The following is a 15,069-nucleotide window of genomic DNA, read 5'->3' as shown; positions in this document are numbered from 1 at the left end:
AATCCACCTCCACTCGTTATCTTCGTGAATGCGCCCCAGACGGCCGGGGGGGGATCAGCGGGGGCCGGAGGGGGATCGAGGGGGATCGGAGGAGGAGCGTGGGCACACCGGGGGAGCGTGGGCGCACGCAAAAACGGGGGTGCCCGCCGCGTCCCCCGTGCGGCGGGCACCCCCGGCATGGCCGTGGTGGTCGGTGACGTCCCGTCAGGGGCGGTCGAGGGTGATCGAGTTGATCGGGCCCAGGTCGTAGTAGACGCCGTTCTGGGCGGCGATGTCGTAGACGCAGTCGGCGCCGCCCGAACCGCGGCACAGGTGCGCGTGGGCCCCGCCGGACTGGTTGTTCAGCACCCAGTGGTTGCCGTACTGGTTGCTCAGGTTGTGGGCGCCGTAGCTCCAGTAGACGTCGGTGGGGGAGGACGCCGGGTTCTGGTTCTGCGGGTAGACGCAGACCGCGCCGTACGGGCAGCCCGCCCAGGAGCCGTCCGCGGCACCGGCGCTGCCGGTACCCATCGCGGTCAGGGCGGCGGTGGCGAGAGCGAGGGCGGCGATGGCGTGGGTGATCCTGCGCATGGGGTGGCACTCCCTTGGCTGGTGCGAAGTCCGGCGACCGGCCGGACCGATGCCCGTCAGCCTAGGAACGCGGACGCCCCGGCGGTCCCTGACATCTGACAGGGGCGCGCCTGCTTGCCACGAGCCGCCTCAGCTGCCGCGCCTCACCCGGACGCCACCCCCGGGGTGAGGCGCAGCCGCTCCGGCCGGGCCGGCGCGCGCCTGAGCTCGGCCGGCAGCAGGTCACGGCGGGCCTGCCAGGCGAGCAGCCGCACCCGGGCCTGCTCGTCCCGCTCGTGCGCGCTCTCGTCCCCGGCGGACGAGAGACCGGCCTCGCGGAGCAGCACCCGGGTCGGACGGTCCTCACCGCCGGGCAGGACGTCCAGCACGCAGAACCACGAGCCGGGCGGGAAGACCACCTCCGGATCCCCGTCCTCCGCGATCACCGACGTCCGGCGGCCGGTGGCCGACCAGATCAGGAACTCCACCGACACGTCCGGCGCGAGATCGGCCTCCGACGTCCCCACCACCGGGGCGGGCTCCGTCAGCAGCACACCCCGCACGTAGTGACGCAGCACCTCCGCACCCGCGTCGGCGCCCAGCAGCACCGCGCCCCGGTGGTTCGGCAGCCGGCGCAGCCCGGACCCCAGACAGGCCAGGTACGACTCCAGCGGCCCCGGGCCGGGCCGGCGGGCGGCCTCGACCAACTCGGCGCGGTGCACGGGGATCCCGGTGTCCGCGTGGTGCAGGTAGACCGCCGCGAGATCGTCCTTCAGGTCGTCCCGGGCCTGCGAACGCAGCGCCGGCAGCCGCAGGGCGACCTGCTCGGCCCGGCTCGCGTAACGGTGGAAGTGCGCACCGAGCAGCGCCCGGAACGCGGCCCGCTCCGCGGCGGTGGACGGCCGCCCGGCGACCAGGGCGCCATCCGGCGGGATCAGCCGCGACATGGACGGGGACGGGGTCGGTGTCGGGGACGGTGTCGGGGTCGGGGTCGGGGATGCGGGCGCCGCGGCCGGGTCGACGGTGTCGACCTCCGCCGCAGGCTCCGGGGCGCCGATGGGGCCGTCGTCCTCGGACGGTGCGGTGTCCGGGTCGGCGGGCGTGGGTGTCGGGGCCTGCGGGGTGGGGGAATTGGCGCTGTCCGGGTGCGTCGCGTCGGGTGTGGCGGTCGGTTCGGTGGCTGGGGCGGCGGGGTCGTCGCCCTCGGGCAGCGGGGTGACCCGGCCGGTGGGTGTGGGGGTGGGCGTCGGGGCCTGGAGGCTGGGGGAGTTGACGGGCTCCGGGGCGGCGGTCGCGGTCGCCGGTTCGGGCCGTGGGGCGACCCGTCCGGTGGGTGTGGTGGCCGTCGGGGCTTGCGGGGCAGGAGAGTTGGCGGGCCTGGTCGCCGGGACGGGGGGAAGCGGGGGGTGGGCGGCCGGACGGGCCGACTCCCGTGCCGGGTCGGCGTGGACGAGCAGGTGGGGTGCCGCCGTGCCCGGGACGGTGAGCGAGGACAGCAGGCCGTCCAGGGCGGCGCGCACCTCCGCCGGGACCGTACGGTCGGCCGAGCCCGCGATGAGCAGCGGGTGGGCCGGGTCCGGGTCGAGCAGCCGGGGGCCGTGGTCCTGCGGCGGGTCCTCGGGGCGCAGCCACAGCCCGGCGGGGACCGCCTCCAGGCGCCAGCCCGCCACCGGGGCGCGGTAGAGCGCCGGGCCGCAGGGCGCGGTGCCGTCGGGCAGGGGGCGCCAGGCGGAGGCGACGACGCGGCCGAGCGCGGGGGAGGCGGTCAGTTCGGTCAGCCACGGCTCCCAGGCCGGGGTGCCGTCCGCGGCCAGCACGCGGGAGGAGAAGCCGTCCGCGGTGCGCATCGGCAGGCCGACGGCGGCCCGGACGTCGCGGCCCAGTTCGGCCGCGAGGGCGGCGGCCAGGGTGACGAGTGCCGTGGTGGCGGCCCAGGGCGCGCTGACCAGCAGGCCGGCGGGGGCGGGCCGAAGGCGGCGCAGCCGGGCGGCGAGGTCGGCGGCCGGGGGCAGCGGGGCGTCGGGGTGGCCGACGACCACGACCAGCGTGCCCGGTGCCGCGGTGGCTCGGGCCAGCGCTGCGGGCGGCCCGCCGGGGGCGTCCTCGCCGGGCAGCCAGTAGCCGCTCGGCAGCACGGTCACCAGCGGGTCGCCGTCCAGCGGGTCGCCGCCGCCCTCGCCGCCGCCGGGTGACGGGGCGGCAGGTGGCGGGAAGGCGGGCATCGGGACTGTGGCTGCGGGGAGGGCGGGCGCCGGGTGAGGGGCCGTGGCCGGAGGGGCCGCAGCAGGCACCGCGGGTACCACGGGCGCCGCCCAGGTGACCGCCGCCGGAGCCTCCACCGCCGGAGCCTCCGCCGCCGCCGGAACCACTGCCGCCGGAACCGCCGCCGGAACCGCCACTGCCGCCGCCGGAACCGCCGTCGCCGTCGCCGCCGCCGTCTCGGGCAGGGGCCACAGGGGCCCGAGGCGGCGGGTGCGGCCGGTCGGGGTGCACAGCCACCAGGAGGACGGGCTGTCGTCGTCGGCGCCGGTGGTGAGCAGGGTTCCGTCGGGGCGCAGGGTGACGAGGCCGTCCGGTGCCACGATGCTGGTGGCGGCGAGTTCGGCGATCTGCTGGGCGGGGCGGCGTCCGCCGCCGGGGTCGGTGGCGAGGTTGGAGGCGGCCAGGACGAGGGTGGCGGCGCCTCGGGCGGCGGCGGTGCGGGCCAGGTCGTCCAGTCGTCCGAGCAGGACGGGCTGCGCGTCGGCGGCGGCGGCCAGCACGGTGACGGTGCCGATGACGGCGGGCAGCGCGGCCAGGGCGTCCGCGAGTTCGGCGGGCAGTGCCGCCGCGCCCGGCTCGCCGGGGGCGATGACGAAGTGGGGTCCGGCTTCGTGCAGTGTCGCGGGTGCCTGGTCGGGCGCCGGGCCGCTCGGGAGGGCGGTGCGGTGTCGGGTCAGCCAGCGTCGTGCCGGTACGGCTTCGGCGCTCATCGGCCCACCCGCCCCTCACCGTTGCCGCTACCGCTACCGCTACCGCCGTCGCCGTCGCCGTCGCCGTCGTCGACGACCGCGGTCTGCACCTGCACCGTGCGGCGCCGGGTGATGTGCAGGGCCCGGCCGGGCGGGAGGGTGCGGGGCTTGGTGTTGCCGAACAGGAAGCCCTCGCTGGGCGGGCAGGACAGCAGCAGCGCCGGGGTGTTGACCTCCTCCAGCTTGCGCAGCAGCTGGTCGGAGGAGGCCCGCCCGATGCCGTTGGCGCTGCGGGCGACGATCAGGTGCAGGCCCAGTTCGACGCCCTGCGCCAGGTAGTCCAGCAGCGGCGCGAACGGGTGGGCGCTCATCCCGCCGCCGGAGCCGGCGACCAGCTCGTAGTCGTCGACCAGGATGAACAGTTCCGGGCCCTCCCACCAGTCCCGCAGCCGCAGCCGCTCCGGCGGGATGTCCGCGCCGGGCAGCCGGTTGGCCATCGCCCGCGCCGCGCCGTCGACGATCTGGCGCAGCACGTCCACGGCGACGGCATGCCCCAGCCGGTACTCCTCCGGCACCGCGCCCTGCAGCACCCGGCGGTAGTCGACCAGCATGATGCGGGCCTGGTCGGGCCGGTAGGCGCCGGTGATGCCCGCGGCGACGAGCTTCAGCAGGTTGGTCTTGCCCGACTCGCTGTCACCGACCACCACCAGGTGCGCGGAGTCCTCGAAGTCGTGCCACAGCGGGGCCATCGAGACGTCCTGGAGCCCCAGCGGGACGCGCAGCCGCCCCTCGGGGGCGGGCAGCGTGGCGGCGGGCAGGTGCAGCGGCAGCATCCGGATCTCGGGCGCGCGCGGGCCCGTCCAGTGCTCGGCGACGGCGTCGACCAGGTCGGCGACGCCCTCGCCGAGGTCCTCGGTGCCGCCGTTGCCGTCCAGCCGGGGCAGCGCGGTCAGGAAGTGCAGCTCCTCGGAGGTGAGGCCGCGGCCGGGGACCTTCGGCACGGTGGCCGCGATCCGCATGCCGATCGCGGAGTCGACCGGGTCGCCCAGCCGCAGCTCGAAGCGGGTGCCCAGCAGGTCGCGCAGCGCACCGGTGACCTCGCCCCAGCGGGTGGTGGCGACGATCAGGTGGATGCCGTAGTTGAGGCCGCGCTGGGCGATCAGCGTCAGCGCGGGCGCGAGGTCCGCGAACTCCTGGCGCACGGTGTTCCAGCCGTCGACGACCAGGAACACGTCGCCGTGCGGCTCGTCGGCCAGCTCACCGGCCGCCAGCATCCGCCGGAACGCCGCCACCGAGTCGATGCCCAGCTCGGCGAACCGCTGCTCGCGCCGCGCCAGGATGCTGTTGACCTCCGCCACCGTGCGCACCACCCGCTCCGGGTCGTGCCGCCCGGTGACCCCGCCCAGGTGCGGCAGGCCGCGCAGCGAGGACAGCGTGCCGCCGCCGAAGTCCAGGCAGTAGAACTGCACTTCGCGCGGGGTGTGGGTGAGCGCCAGACCGGTCACCAGGGTGCGCAGCAGCGTGGACTTGCCGCTCTGCGGCCCGCCCGCGATGCCGACGTGGCCGCCGGCGCCGGACAGGTCCGCGGTGAGCAGGTCGCGCACCTGGTGGAAGGGCCGGTCGATGACCCCGACCGGCACCTGCAGGGTGCCCCGGCCCGCGTCGGTCTCGGTGGTCAGACCGTACGCGGGGTGCGCCGACAGCGGCGGCAGCAACTGGTCCAGGGTCGGCGGCACGCCCAGCGGCGGCAGCCACACCTGGTGCGCGGGCGGCCCCGCGTCGACGAGCTTGTCGGCCGCCAGCGCGAGCAGGCTGCGGCTCTCCTCGGCGGCCTGCGCCACCTCCGGCTCCTCCGGCACCACGACGGGCTGACGCGGCGCCACGTACCCGGTCCCGTACGGGGCGACCTGCCCGGCCGCGGCCTGCTGGCGCGCGGCGGCGGGCCGCGGCGCCCGATAGGGGCCGGACACGTACGCGGCCTTGAACCTGGTCAGCGTGGCGATGTCGCTGCGCAGGAACCCGTTGCCGGGCTGCGAGGGCAGCTGGTACGCGTCGGGCACCCCCAGCACGCCCCGGCTCTCCATCGCCGAGAACGTCCGCAGGCCGATCCGGTACGACAGGTGCGACTCCAGGGCGTGCATCCGGCCCTCGTCCAGACGCTGCGAGGCCAGCAGCAGGTGCACACCCAGCGACCGGCCCAGCCGGCCGATCATGATGAACAGGTCCATGAAGTCGCGGTGCGCGGCCAGCAGTTCGCTGAACTCGTCGACCACCACGAACAGCGTCGGCAGCGGCGCCAGCGGCGTGCCGCCCGCCCGGGCCGTCTCGTAGTCCAGCAGCGAACTGTAGTTGCCCGCCGAACGCAGCAGCTCCTGGCGGCGCACCAGCTCACCGTGCAGCGCGTCGCGCATCCGGTCCACCAGCGCCGCCTCGTCGGCCAGGTTGGTGATCACCGCCGACGTGTGCGGCAGCCGGTCCAGGCCCAGGAACGTCGCCCCGCCCTTGAAGTCGACCAGGACGAAGTTCAGCACCTCCGAGGAGTGCGTCATCGCCAACGCCAGCACCAGGGTCCGCAGCAGCTCCGACTTGCCCGACCCGGTCGCGCCGATCAGCATCCCGTGCGGGCCCATGCCGCCCTGCGCCGACTCCTTGATGTCCAACTCCACCGGCGTGCCGTCACCGGCGATGCCCAACGGCACCCGCAGCCGGTCGGCGATGCCGCGCCGCGCCCAAGAGTCAGCCACGTCATGGCGGTGCAGATCACGGATGCCCAGCAGCGACGCCAGGTCGAAGTCGCCCGCCAAGGGCTCCCCGGCCTCCACCTGGTCCCCGATCCGGTACGGCGCCATCAGCGCGGCCAGACGCCGCGCGGCCGCCGGCGACAGCGCGTCCGGCCGGCCCAGATCGGTGACCTCGTCCTGGTGGTTGCGGTCGGCCCCCACCATCGCCAGCCGACCGTCCTCGATCCGCAGCCGCAACCGGTGCCGCAGCGGCTTCCACTCCAACGCCTCACCCAGGTCCAGCAGCACCGCGTTGCGCCAGCCCGCCAACGCCGCCCGGCTGCCCGGCGACGCCGCCACCCCGTCCAGCACGATCACCGTGAACGGCTCGTCCCGGCCCGGCTGCGCCTCCGGCTCCCACGGCCCGCGCCCCGCGAACTCCGCCCCCAGCACCTGCTCCAACTCCACCAGCGACCCCGCCACCAGGCGCACCGGCCCCAGCGCGTCACTGTCCACCGGGTGCAGCGCGTGCGGCAGCCACTTCGCCCACTCCCACCGCTCCCGGTGCTCCGCGTCCGCCACCACCGCGATCCGCAGCTCGTCCGGGGCGTGGAACAGCGCCAGCTGCGCCAGCATCGCCCGCACCAGCGCCCGCGACGCCTCCCGGTCGTCACCGCGCAGCAGCACCTGGGCGTACCCGCGCACGTACACCGCGATCGGCTGGTCGGCGACCGTGCCGTAGGCGTGGATGAACCGGCGCAGCGCGTGCGCGCACAACGGCTCCAGGTCCTCCACCGGCTTGGTCGACAACGGCGCCAGCCGCACCGCCAGCCGCTGGTGCCCCACCCCGATCCGCACGTCACCGAAGTCCGGATGCGCACTGCGCCGCTCCCACAGCCGCGAGGTGCGCACCAGCGACGCCACCGCCCCCGGCTCCGGATGACGCCACGCCAGCGCCTCCTGCTGGCGCACGATGTGCCCGCGCACCTGACGGCGGATCTGGGACAGGTAGCGCAGGTAGTCACGCCGCTCCGCCCGCAACTCCCGCTTGCGGTCACTGGAACCGCGGATCAGCTGCGTCACCAGCATGCCCACCGCCGACAGGCCCATCATGCCCATCGCCACGTAGCCCAGCACCCCGCCGCTCTCACCCGGGCGCAGGAACACGAACACCATCGACAGCGAGCTCAACGCCATCGGCGCCATCGAGATCATGCTCGACATGCCGCTCTGCGACTCCGGCAGCACAGGCGGCTCCTGCAACTGGATCTCGCCGTCGGGCATCGCCGGGCCGGGACGGCGCGGCGGACGGTTGACCAGCACCACACTCAACGAAGGGCTCCTCGCACCGGAAGGACGGCATCAGGTGCCCCGCCGTCCGGGGCGCCGTCCGCCCAGGACCACGGACGGCGCCCCGCCCCGGGTTCACCGCCGGCCGCAATCCGTGCCCGCCGAGGTGAACCCGCCACCCCCCGCCGCCCGTGCCTGAAAGCGGGGCACCCACACACGAGGGACGGCCCACCGGGTCGAACGGACGTGAAGGAGAAGCGTGAACGGGAGTGCCAACGGGGCCGCCGTCGCCGGACTGTGCCGACTGAGGTTCCGCACACCCGAGGCGGTGTTCGAACTCGCCGTGCCCGCCGACGTCCCCCTGGCCGACCTGCTGCCGGCCGTCCTCGCCCACGCCGGCACCGACCTCGACGAACAGGGCGTCGAACACGACGGCTGGGTCCTCCAACGCCTCGGCCACCCGCCCCTGGACGAGGAACTGGGCGCCGACGCCCTCGACCTGCACGACGGCGACGAACTCCACCTGCGCCCACGCCGCGACGCCCTGCCCGAGGTCCACTACGACGACCTCGCCGACGGCCTCGCCACCGGCATGCGCGAACGCCCCGACACCTGGCGCCCCGCCCTCACCCACCACACCGCCCTCACCCTGGCCGTCACCGCCCTCGCCGGCGGCGCCGCCCTCCTGCTCCTGCCCGGACCCGCCCCCGCCCGCGCCGCAGCCGCCGCCGTCACCGCCCTGCTCCTGCTGCTCGGCGCCCTCAGCGCCTCCCGCGCCGTCGGCGACGCCGGCGCCGGCACCGCCCTCGGCGCCACCGCCGTGCCCTACCTCGCCCTGGCCGGCGCCCTGCTCACCACCGGCACCGGACCCTCCGCCACCGGAGCACGCCTGCTCGCCGGCGGCTGCGCCGGCGCCGGAGCCGCCGTCCTCGCCATGGCCGCCGTCGGCTGCTCCGCCCCGCTCTTCCTCGGCCTGGTCCTGCTCGCCCTGCACGTCACCGCCGCCGGCGCCCTCCTGCTCGCCGGACTGACCACCCCCGCCACCGCCGCCGCCCTCGCCGTCGTCCCCGTCGCCACCGCCGCCTTCCTGCCCGGCCTGTGCTTCCGCCTGTCCGGACTGCGCCTGCCCGCCCTGCCCCGCAACGCCGAGGAACTGCAGGAAGGCATCGAAGCCGTCCCCGCCGCCTCCGTCCGCTCCCGCAGCATCGTCGCCGACGGCTTCCTGACGGCCTTCCACCTCGCCCTCGCCCCCGTCCTCGCCCTGTGCCTGGCCACCCTGGCCACCCAGGACGGCTGGGCCCCCACCGCCCTGACCTGCGCCCTGTCCCTCCTCCTGCTGCTGCACGCCCGCGGCATCGGCAGCATCCCCCAGCGCCTGGCCGTCCTGGTCCCCGGCGCCCTGGGCCCCACCCTGCTCACCGCCCACCTCGCCCTCGGCCAGGACCCGGCCGCACGCCTGGGCCTGCTCGCCGCCCTCCTCACCACCGCCGCCGTCCTGGCCACCGCCTCCTGGACGATCCCCGGCCGGCGCCTGCTGCCCTACTGGGGCCGCGCCGCCGACCTGCTGCACACCCTCGCGGCCGTCACCGTGCTCCCGCTCGCCCTCGCCGCCGCCGGCGCCTACCACGGGCTGCGCGCCATCGCCGGCTGACCGCCGCCCCGCACAAGACCCGACGCCCCGTCACCGCGCGAGCGCGCCCGACGCCCCGCCCCCGAGGAGAACCACGCCATGCAGTCGAAACGCGACCAGGTGCAGGCCCACCTGTTCGTGATGGGCCGCCTCGCCACCGGCATGCTCCGCGGCGAACCCGACGCCCCCGACACCCCCACCGGGCGCACCTCCCGCGGCACCGTCACCGGCCTGGTCATCGCCGTCCTCGCCGGCCTGATCGCCGCCGTCTACGGCGTCCTCGTCCCCGGCGGCGCCACCGGCTGGAAGAAACCCGGCACCCTCGTCCTCGTCAAGGAGAGCGGCGCCCGCTACCTCTACCTCGACGGCACCCTCCACCCCCTGCTCAACGAGACCACCGCCCGCCTCATCGCCGGCGACCAGCTCACCATCGACCAGGTCAGCCAGCACTCCCTGACCGACACCCCCCGCGGCGCCCCCCTCGGCATCCTCGGCGCCCCCGACGGCCTGCCCGAACCCGACCGCCTCACCACCGCCCCCTGGCTCGCCTGCGCCACCCTGCGCCCCGGCCCCTCCGGCACCCGCCAGCCCCAACTCGCCCTCGCCATCGACCCCGCCGCCCACGGCACCGCCCTCACCGACAACCAGGCCCTCCTCGTCACCGCCCCCGACGGCACCACCCACCTGCTGTGGCACGGCCGCCGCCTGCGCCTGGACACCCACAACGGCGCCCGCCAAGCCCTCGGCCAGGCCACCGCCACCGCCCAGCCCGTCACCCAGGCCTTCCTCAACGCCCTGCCCGCCGGCCCCGACCTCGCCGCCCCCGACATCGACCAACGCGGCACCCCCGGCCCCGACCTCTCCACCCACCCCACCCGCATCGGACAACTCTTCACCGGCCCCAACGGCGACCCCTACCTGCTCACCCGCGCCGGCCTCACCCCGCTCACCCCCCTGGCCTTCGAACTGCTGCGCTTCGACCCCCGCACCCAGCAGAGCGCCTACCAGGACGCCGCCCCCACCCCCACCGCCCTGGGCGCCGCCGACCTCGCCGCCCACAGCGCACCCCCCGCACCCGCCGCCACCGGCCTGCCCACCGCCCCGCCCGAACTCCTGACCGCCCCCCAGGGCCGCGACGTGTGCGCCGAACTGCGCCCCGGCGACCCCACCCCCACCACCTCCGTCACCCTCCTCGACGACACCGCCGTCCAGGGCCCCGCCCCCAGCGCCCAGCCCGGCATCGAGGCGGCCTGCGCCCCCGCCGACACCATCACCGTGCGCCCCGGCGGCGGCGCCCTGGTGCGCGCCCTGTCCAGCACCGGCACCGGCGCCACCCTCTACCTGGTCACCGACAACGGGGTGAAGTACCCGCTCGCCGCACCCGCCGTCGCCAAACAGCTCGGCTACGGCGAGGCCACTCCGGCGGGCGTCCCCGCCGCGCTGCTGACCCTGCTGCCCACCGGCCCCAGCCTCGACCCGGCCGTCCTCACCGGCTCCGCACCCGCCGCCGCACCCACCCCGGCCGGCCCGGCCTGCCCACGGTGAACCACCGCCCCCCAAAGCCCCGTTGACTTGAGATGAACCCGGCAGCCGAAGCCGGGCCCGATGGAAAGGAACCCCCCGATGGTGGCACCCAACCTGCAGACGGACGACGCGGTCGTCCGGAGCGTCCTGGCGACCCTGGAGAGCCACATCGACGCCATGATGCGCGCCGGCTCGCAGGTCGAAAACGTCAACGGCGAGATCCAGCAGCACTTCAAGGCCGCGTGCAGCACCAAATACCAGCAGAAGATCGAGGACTGGCAGCAGCGCTACCAGCAGCTCAAGGGCGCCTACCAGTCCTTCCACGGCAGCTTCTCCACCGGCCACGGCCAGGTCAACACCGCCCACGACGAGGCCCTGGCGGCCGGCGGCAGCTGGGGCTCCGGCGCCTCCAACGATGTCTTCAACGGCCTCAACCCGAAGTAGCCGCCCCAGCCCCGCCACCGCCCACCACCACCGCGACGACCGCCGGAAGGACCCCAGATGGCCAACATCCTGCTCAACCACGCCAACATCGACGAGGCCGCCGACGCCCTGACCCAGGCCGGCCAGGGCATGCACACCGCCATGGAGAACTGCATGGCCGCCATCAAGACCGCCGAGAGCCAGCTCAGCGGTGACCTCGCCACCGCCGCCAACGCCTTCTACCAGGTGCTCGCCACCCAGAACGGCACCATGAACGACGACATCGTCGCGGGCGCCGACGTCCTGCGCACCATGCACGGCCTGCTGCGCGACGCCGACAAGCGCGCCGCGGCGGGCATCGGCTGATGGCGACGCCGCCCGAACCCGACTACGGGCACACCCTCAGCGTCCACAAGGAGGACCTCCAGTACTTCGCGGACAAGGAGATCGGCGGACTGCTGGACAGCCTCAACAAGAACCCCGGCTACGACGTGATGCAGCACTACGCCGGGATCCTGGACGGGGCGGGCAGCACGCTGCTGGTGGGCAGCAAGCTGTTCTTCGCGGACTCGATCGCCGCGGGTTTCAAGCAGTTGGCCACCGGCGTCGCCACCGACCTCGGCACCCTCAAGGCCCAGATGCGCCAGGCCCAGATCAAGATCCAGCTGACGCTGACGATCATGGACCAGGCCCACGAGGAGGCCATGACGGCGGCCGAGATGATGGAGGTCCTCACCAAGGTGGCGGGTGCCGCCCCGCCCAAGTCCAGCTGAACGCAGAAGAGTCGACCGTACGAGACAGGGTGGGGAACCGATGACCGGAACCTGGGAGCAGGTGCTCACGTTCTTCGGGGGCGCGAACCAGAAGCTCGTCGACCGGGGCAAGGTCGCGGAGCTGCCCACCGGGAGCAAGTCCTGGATCAGGCCGGAGTCCGTCAAGAAGGGCGTGAAGGAGAGCGGCTTCTACTTCAACTCCGAAGCCAGCGTCAAGGACGGCATCACCGGCATGGCCAAGGAGGGCGAGTCCAGGCCCGACGTGTGGTGGGCGTGGAACTACACCCAGGGCGAGGGCGACTACCACATCCTGATCGGGATCCCGGTCAACTACACGGACTGGGGCAACGACGCGGACAAGCCGCTGGCCCAGTTCATCCACCAGCACGAGGCGATCTTCGACAAGCTGGCGGGCGGCGGCGGCAACGGCGTGATCGACCCCCAGAGCCTGCGGGTCGCGGCGCAGGGCATCAGGGACGTGGGCACCTGGCTGGACCTGTGGCGCCCGCGGGTGAACAAGTGGGCCGAGCTGATCGACGGCCCGGACAGCAGCTGGCAGGGCGACGCGGCCGGCGAGTTCAAGATGCTGCTCAAGCGGTACGCCCTGGAGTTCGAGAGCATCCGCCTCCAACTGGACACCACGAACTACCCCAAGGACCTCGAAGCGGCGGCCGACCAGATCCCGGTCACCGTCCGGGGCCTCCAGGGCACCCACAAGAGGTGGTGGGACTCCGCGACGCTGTGGCCCTCCCACGCCCTCTTCGAGGCCCTGCGGCAGGAGATGGTGGGTGTCATCCCGGAGATCGACACCACCACCGGCGCCGTGAAGTCGATCAGGTCCAACTCGCTCGGCGACGCCACGCAGGACGCCTTCTACACCGCGCTGGAGCAGAAGGCGAAGGGGATCTGGCTGGCCAACGTCAAGAAGTACCTCGACGACAGGAGCATCGCCTACCAGGTCGAGGACCCCCAGACGGCCGCGGTCAGCGTGCGCAGGCAGGGCGACCCGACGGACGCCCTGGAGGCCGCCTACTCCACGCTGGTCGCGGACTTCGGACGCGGCTACGTCAACATCAGCCTGGACCTGCCCAGCCAGGCCCCGCCCGGCCCGGGCGCGGGTGACGGCAGCGGCGGGGGAGCGGGCGGGGGAGCGGGAGGCGGTGCCGGCGGAGGAGCGGGAGGCGGTGCCGGCGGAGGTGCCGGCAACAAGTTCGACCTGGGCGGCGGTGCCGGCGGAGGTGGAGGCGGCGGCGCCGGCGGCGGCAAGGGCGGCGGCAACAAGACCCACCTGCCGCCGCCGCCCCCGGTCATCGGGCCCGGCGGCGGCAGCGGTGGCGGCGGGGGCCTCGGGCTCGGCGGGGGCAACGGCGCGGGCACACCGATCCTCGACAAGGACCACAAGCCCGTCCTGGGCGCCGACAAGAAGCCGGTGATGCTGCCCCCGGGCGGCTACATCGGCAAGGACGGCCAGGTGTACGACGCCAACGGCCAGAAGGTGATGGGCAAGGACGGCAAGCCCGTCGTCGTCCCGCCGGGCTCGGACATCCCGCCGGGTACGGGCGGCGGCATCTACGGGCAGAACGCGAAGGTGCCCAGGGGTTCCAAGGTCCGTGACGACGGGACGGTGGTCGGGCCCGACGACAAGGATGTGCTGGACCGCGACGGCAACCCGGTGGTGCTGCCCAAGGGCGGCTCCATCGCCGGGGACGGCACGCTGCTGGACTCCACCGGCCGCCCGATCTCCGACATCTCCCAGCGCTACACCGACCGGCAGCACGCGATCGACGCGATGGTCGGCAGCGGCAGCGGCAGCGGCAGCGGGGGCGGCGGTGGGACCGGCAGCGGAGGCGGCATCCGCCCGCCGTCCAGTTCCGACTGGAAGCTGGACCTCGGCTCCTCCTTCGGCGACTACGGCTCCGGCTCCGGCCCCGCTTCCGTGCCCACGTACGCCAACCTCTTCGGGGGCGCGGGCGGCGAGACGGGGGGCGTGGGCTCAGGCTCCGGCGGCCAGCTGCCCCGGCTGGTCGGCTCCGGCGGCGGGCTGAGCCCGCAGGCCATCGAGAACAGCGGCGGACTGGCCCCGGGCGGCAAGACCGCGGCCGCCGCGGCCGCCGAAGCCGCCGCCGCGGAGAAGGCCGCCACACAGAAGGCCGCCGCGCTGGCCGCCGAGGAGCAGGCCGCGATGCGCGGCAAGTCGATGCCCACCAGCGGCGGGATGCCGATGATGCCGCCGATGGGCGGCGGCATGGGCGGCGGCATGGGGGCAGGCCAGGGCGAGAAGGACCGTCAGCGGACCACCTGGCTGGCCGAGGACGAAGAGGTGTGGGGCACCGAGACCGGCGCGGTCAACGGCGTGATCGGCCGCTGAGCGGCACAGCCCCCCGGCAGGAAGGGGCGGCGTCCCGGCAGGGACGCCGCCCCCGGACAAGGAACGGAGAAGGCATGTCGTACTCGTTCGAGGAACAACTCAACCAGGCCATGGCCTCGTTGGAGGAGCAGAAGGAGCGGCTGGCCGAGTCGACGCGCAGGATGCAGGCGATGACCGCCTCCGCGACGAGCAAGGACCGGATGGTCACCGCGAAGGTCGGCCCCCAGGGCGAACTGCTCGCGCTGAGCTTCCACACCACCGCCTACCAGTCCATGGCGCCGGCCCAGCTGAGCACCGTACTGAAGGACGTGCTGAACGAGGCCAAGGCCCGGATGGGTGATCAGATCACCGCGGAGATGCGCGCCTTCAAGGGCGTCGGCGAGACGCTGCGGATGGACTTCACGGGTGAGCGCGGCGACGAGGAGCTGTTCGGCGGCGGGGGCGGCGGCGGACTGGACCTGGACGCGCTGCTCGCCCCGCTCACCGCGATGCGCCCCGGTGCCGACCGGACGGTCAAGTCCTCCAAGCAGGAGGAGTTCAATGGCTAGGACGCTGCGCAAGGAGGAGGGCCTCAAAGCGGCGTTCGCCAACTTCGACGACGTGGCGGCCCTGGTCGAGAAGATCAACACGGAGATGGAGGACATCAACCAGAAGAACGTCAAGGGCGGGGGCGGCGACGAGATCGGCAAGCAGTACCACGAGAAGATCGACAAGCCTACCTCGGACCTGTACAACCTGACGTCGCAGATCCGCAACAAGCTGAAGGCGATGTCCGCGCACGGCCAGGGCACGGCCGACCTCTTCGACGCCACCGACGAACACAACGCCGGCATGGTGTGAA

The 15,069-nt window shown here is 74.5% G+C and carries 11 protein-coding genes; 8 read left to right on the top strand and 3 right to left on the bottom strand.

The window, feature by feature from the left end; translation table 11 throughout:
- Positions 1–204: 204 nt before the first annotated feature.
- From AC0B61_RS13005 to eccCa, 3 genes are all read right to left on the bottom strand, one after another.
- Positions 205–570: a hypothetical protein gene (locus tag AC0B61_RS13005; RefSeq protein ID WP_471740710.1), complete on the bottom strand. Its 366-nt coding sequence runs from the start codon at positions 568–570 to the stop codon at positions 205–207.
- 143 nt (positions 571–713) lie between these two features.
- Entirely contained in the window at positions 714–3,521 is a 2,808-nt protein-coding gene (locus tag AC0B61_RS13000) for a hypothetical protein (RefSeq protein ID WP_471740709.1), read from the bottom strand.
- Positions 3,518–7,504: a type VII secretion protein EccCa gene (gene eccCa / locus AC0B61_RS12995; protein ID WP_471740765.1), complete on the bottom strand. Its 3,987-nt coding sequence runs from the start codon at positions 7,502–7,504 to the stop codon at positions 3,518–3,520. Before eccCa ends, AC0B61_RS13000 begins: the two co-directional genes overlap by 4 nt.
- Before the next feature lie 265 nt (positions 7,505–7,769).
- Between eccCa and eccD the strand changes: the two genes are divergently transcribed.
- From eccD to AC0B61_RS12955, 8 genes are all read left to right on the top strand, one after another.
- Positions 7,770–9,161 carry a type VII secretion integral membrane protein EccD gene (gene eccD / locus AC0B61_RS12990; protein ID WP_471740708.1) on the top strand — a complete coding sequence of 464 codons (1,392 nt, stop codon included), beginning with the start codon at positions 7,770–7,772 and terminating at the stop codon, positions 9,159–9,161.
- 78 nt (positions 9,162–9,239) lie between these two features.
- Positions 9,240–10,685: a type VII secretion protein EccB gene (gene eccB, locus AC0B61_RS12985; protein ID WP_471740707.1), complete on the top strand. Its 1,446-nt coding sequence runs from the start codon at positions 9,240–9,242 to the stop codon at positions 10,683–10,685.
- A 78-nt stretch (positions 10,686–10,763) separates the two neighbouring features.
- Complete coding sequence (locus tag AC0B61_RS12980; RefSeq protein WP_471740706.1) at positions 10,764–11,108, top strand: hypothetical protein; 345 nt, start codon at positions 10,764–10,766, stop codon at positions 11,106–11,108.
- A 57-nt stretch (positions 11,109–11,165) separates the two neighbouring features.
- Complete coding sequence (locus AC0B61_RS12975) at positions 11,166–11,453, top strand: hypothetical protein (protein WP_471740705.1); 288 nt, start codon at positions 11,166–11,168, stop codon at positions 11,451–11,453.
- Positions 11,453–11,860: a hypothetical protein gene (locus AC0B61_RS12970; protein WP_471740704.1), complete on the top strand. Its 408-nt coding sequence runs from the start codon at positions 11,453–11,455 to the stop codon at positions 11,858–11,860. The genes AC0B61_RS12975 and AC0B61_RS12970 overlap by 1 nt, the downstream gene beginning before the upstream one ends.
- A 40-nt stretch (positions 11,861–11,900) precedes the next feature.
- The gene (locus tag AC0B61_RS12965; protein ID WP_471740703.1) at positions 11,901–14,228 is read left to right on the top strand and encodes a hypothetical protein; all 2,328 of its coding nucleotides are present in this window, start codon (positions 11,901–11,903) and stop codon (positions 14,226–14,228) included.
- Positions 14,229–14,302: 74 nt separating this feature from the next.
- Positions 14,303–14,776, top strand: a complete 474-nt coding sequence (locus tag AC0B61_RS12960; RefSeq protein ID WP_471740702.1) for a YbaB/EbfC family nucleoid-associated protein — start codon at positions 14,303–14,305, stop codon at positions 14,774–14,776.
- Positions 14,769–15,068: a hypothetical protein gene (locus tag AC0B61_RS12955; protein ID WP_471740701.1), complete on the top strand. Its 300-nt coding sequence runs from the start codon at positions 14,769–14,771 to the stop codon at positions 15,066–15,068. Before AC0B61_RS12960 ends, AC0B61_RS12955 begins: the two co-directional genes overlap by 8 nt.
- Position 15,069: the final 1 nt, after the last annotated feature.

Source organism: Kitasatospora sp. NPDC023385 (genome assembly GCF_055664045.1).
The sequence above is the reverse complement of the archived record's forward strand: the minus strand, read 5'-3'. Positions and strand labels throughout refer to the sequence as shown.

Bases quoted from the DNA above. Each gene is read 5' to 3' on its own strand.
- AC0B61_RS13005 (WP_471740710.1), bottom strand. From the start codon at position 570: ATGCGCAGGATCACCCACGCCATCGCCGCCCTCGCTCTCGCCACCGCC.
- AC0B61_RS13000 (WP_471740709.1), bottom strand. From the start codon at position 3,521: ATGAGCGCCGAAGCCGTACCGGCACGACGCTGGCTGACCCGACACCGC.
- eccCa (WP_471740765.1), bottom strand. From the start codon at position 7,504: ATGCCCGACGGCGAGATCCAGTTGCAGGAGCCGCCTGTGCTGCCGGAG.
- eccB (WP_471740707.1), top strand. From the start codon at position 9,240: ATGCAGTCGAAACGCGACCAGGTGCAGGCCCACCTGTTCGTGATGGGC.
- AC0B61_RS12980 (WP_471740706.1), top strand. From the start codon at position 10,764: ATGGTGGCACCCAACCTGCAGACGGACGACGCGGTCGTCCGGAGCGTC.
- AC0B61_RS12975 (WP_471740705.1), top strand. From the start codon at position 11,166: ATGGCCAACATCCTGCTCAACCACGCCAACATCGACGAGGCCGCCGAC.
- AC0B61_RS12970 (WP_471740704.1), top strand. From the start codon at position 11,453: ATGGCGACGCCGCCCGAACCCGACTACGGGCACACCCTCAGCGTCCAC.
- AC0B61_RS12965 (WP_471740703.1), top strand. From the start codon at position 11,901: ATGACCGGAACCTGGGAGCAGGTGCTCACGTTCTTCGGGGGCGCGAAC.
- AC0B61_RS12960 (WP_471740702.1), top strand. From the start codon at position 14,303: ATGTCGTACTCGTTCGAGGAACAACTCAACCAGGCCATGGCCTCGTTG.
- AC0B61_RS12955 (WP_471740701.1), top strand. From the start codon at position 14,769: ATGGCTAGGACGCTGCGCAAGGAGGAGGGCCTCAAAGCGGCGTTCGCC.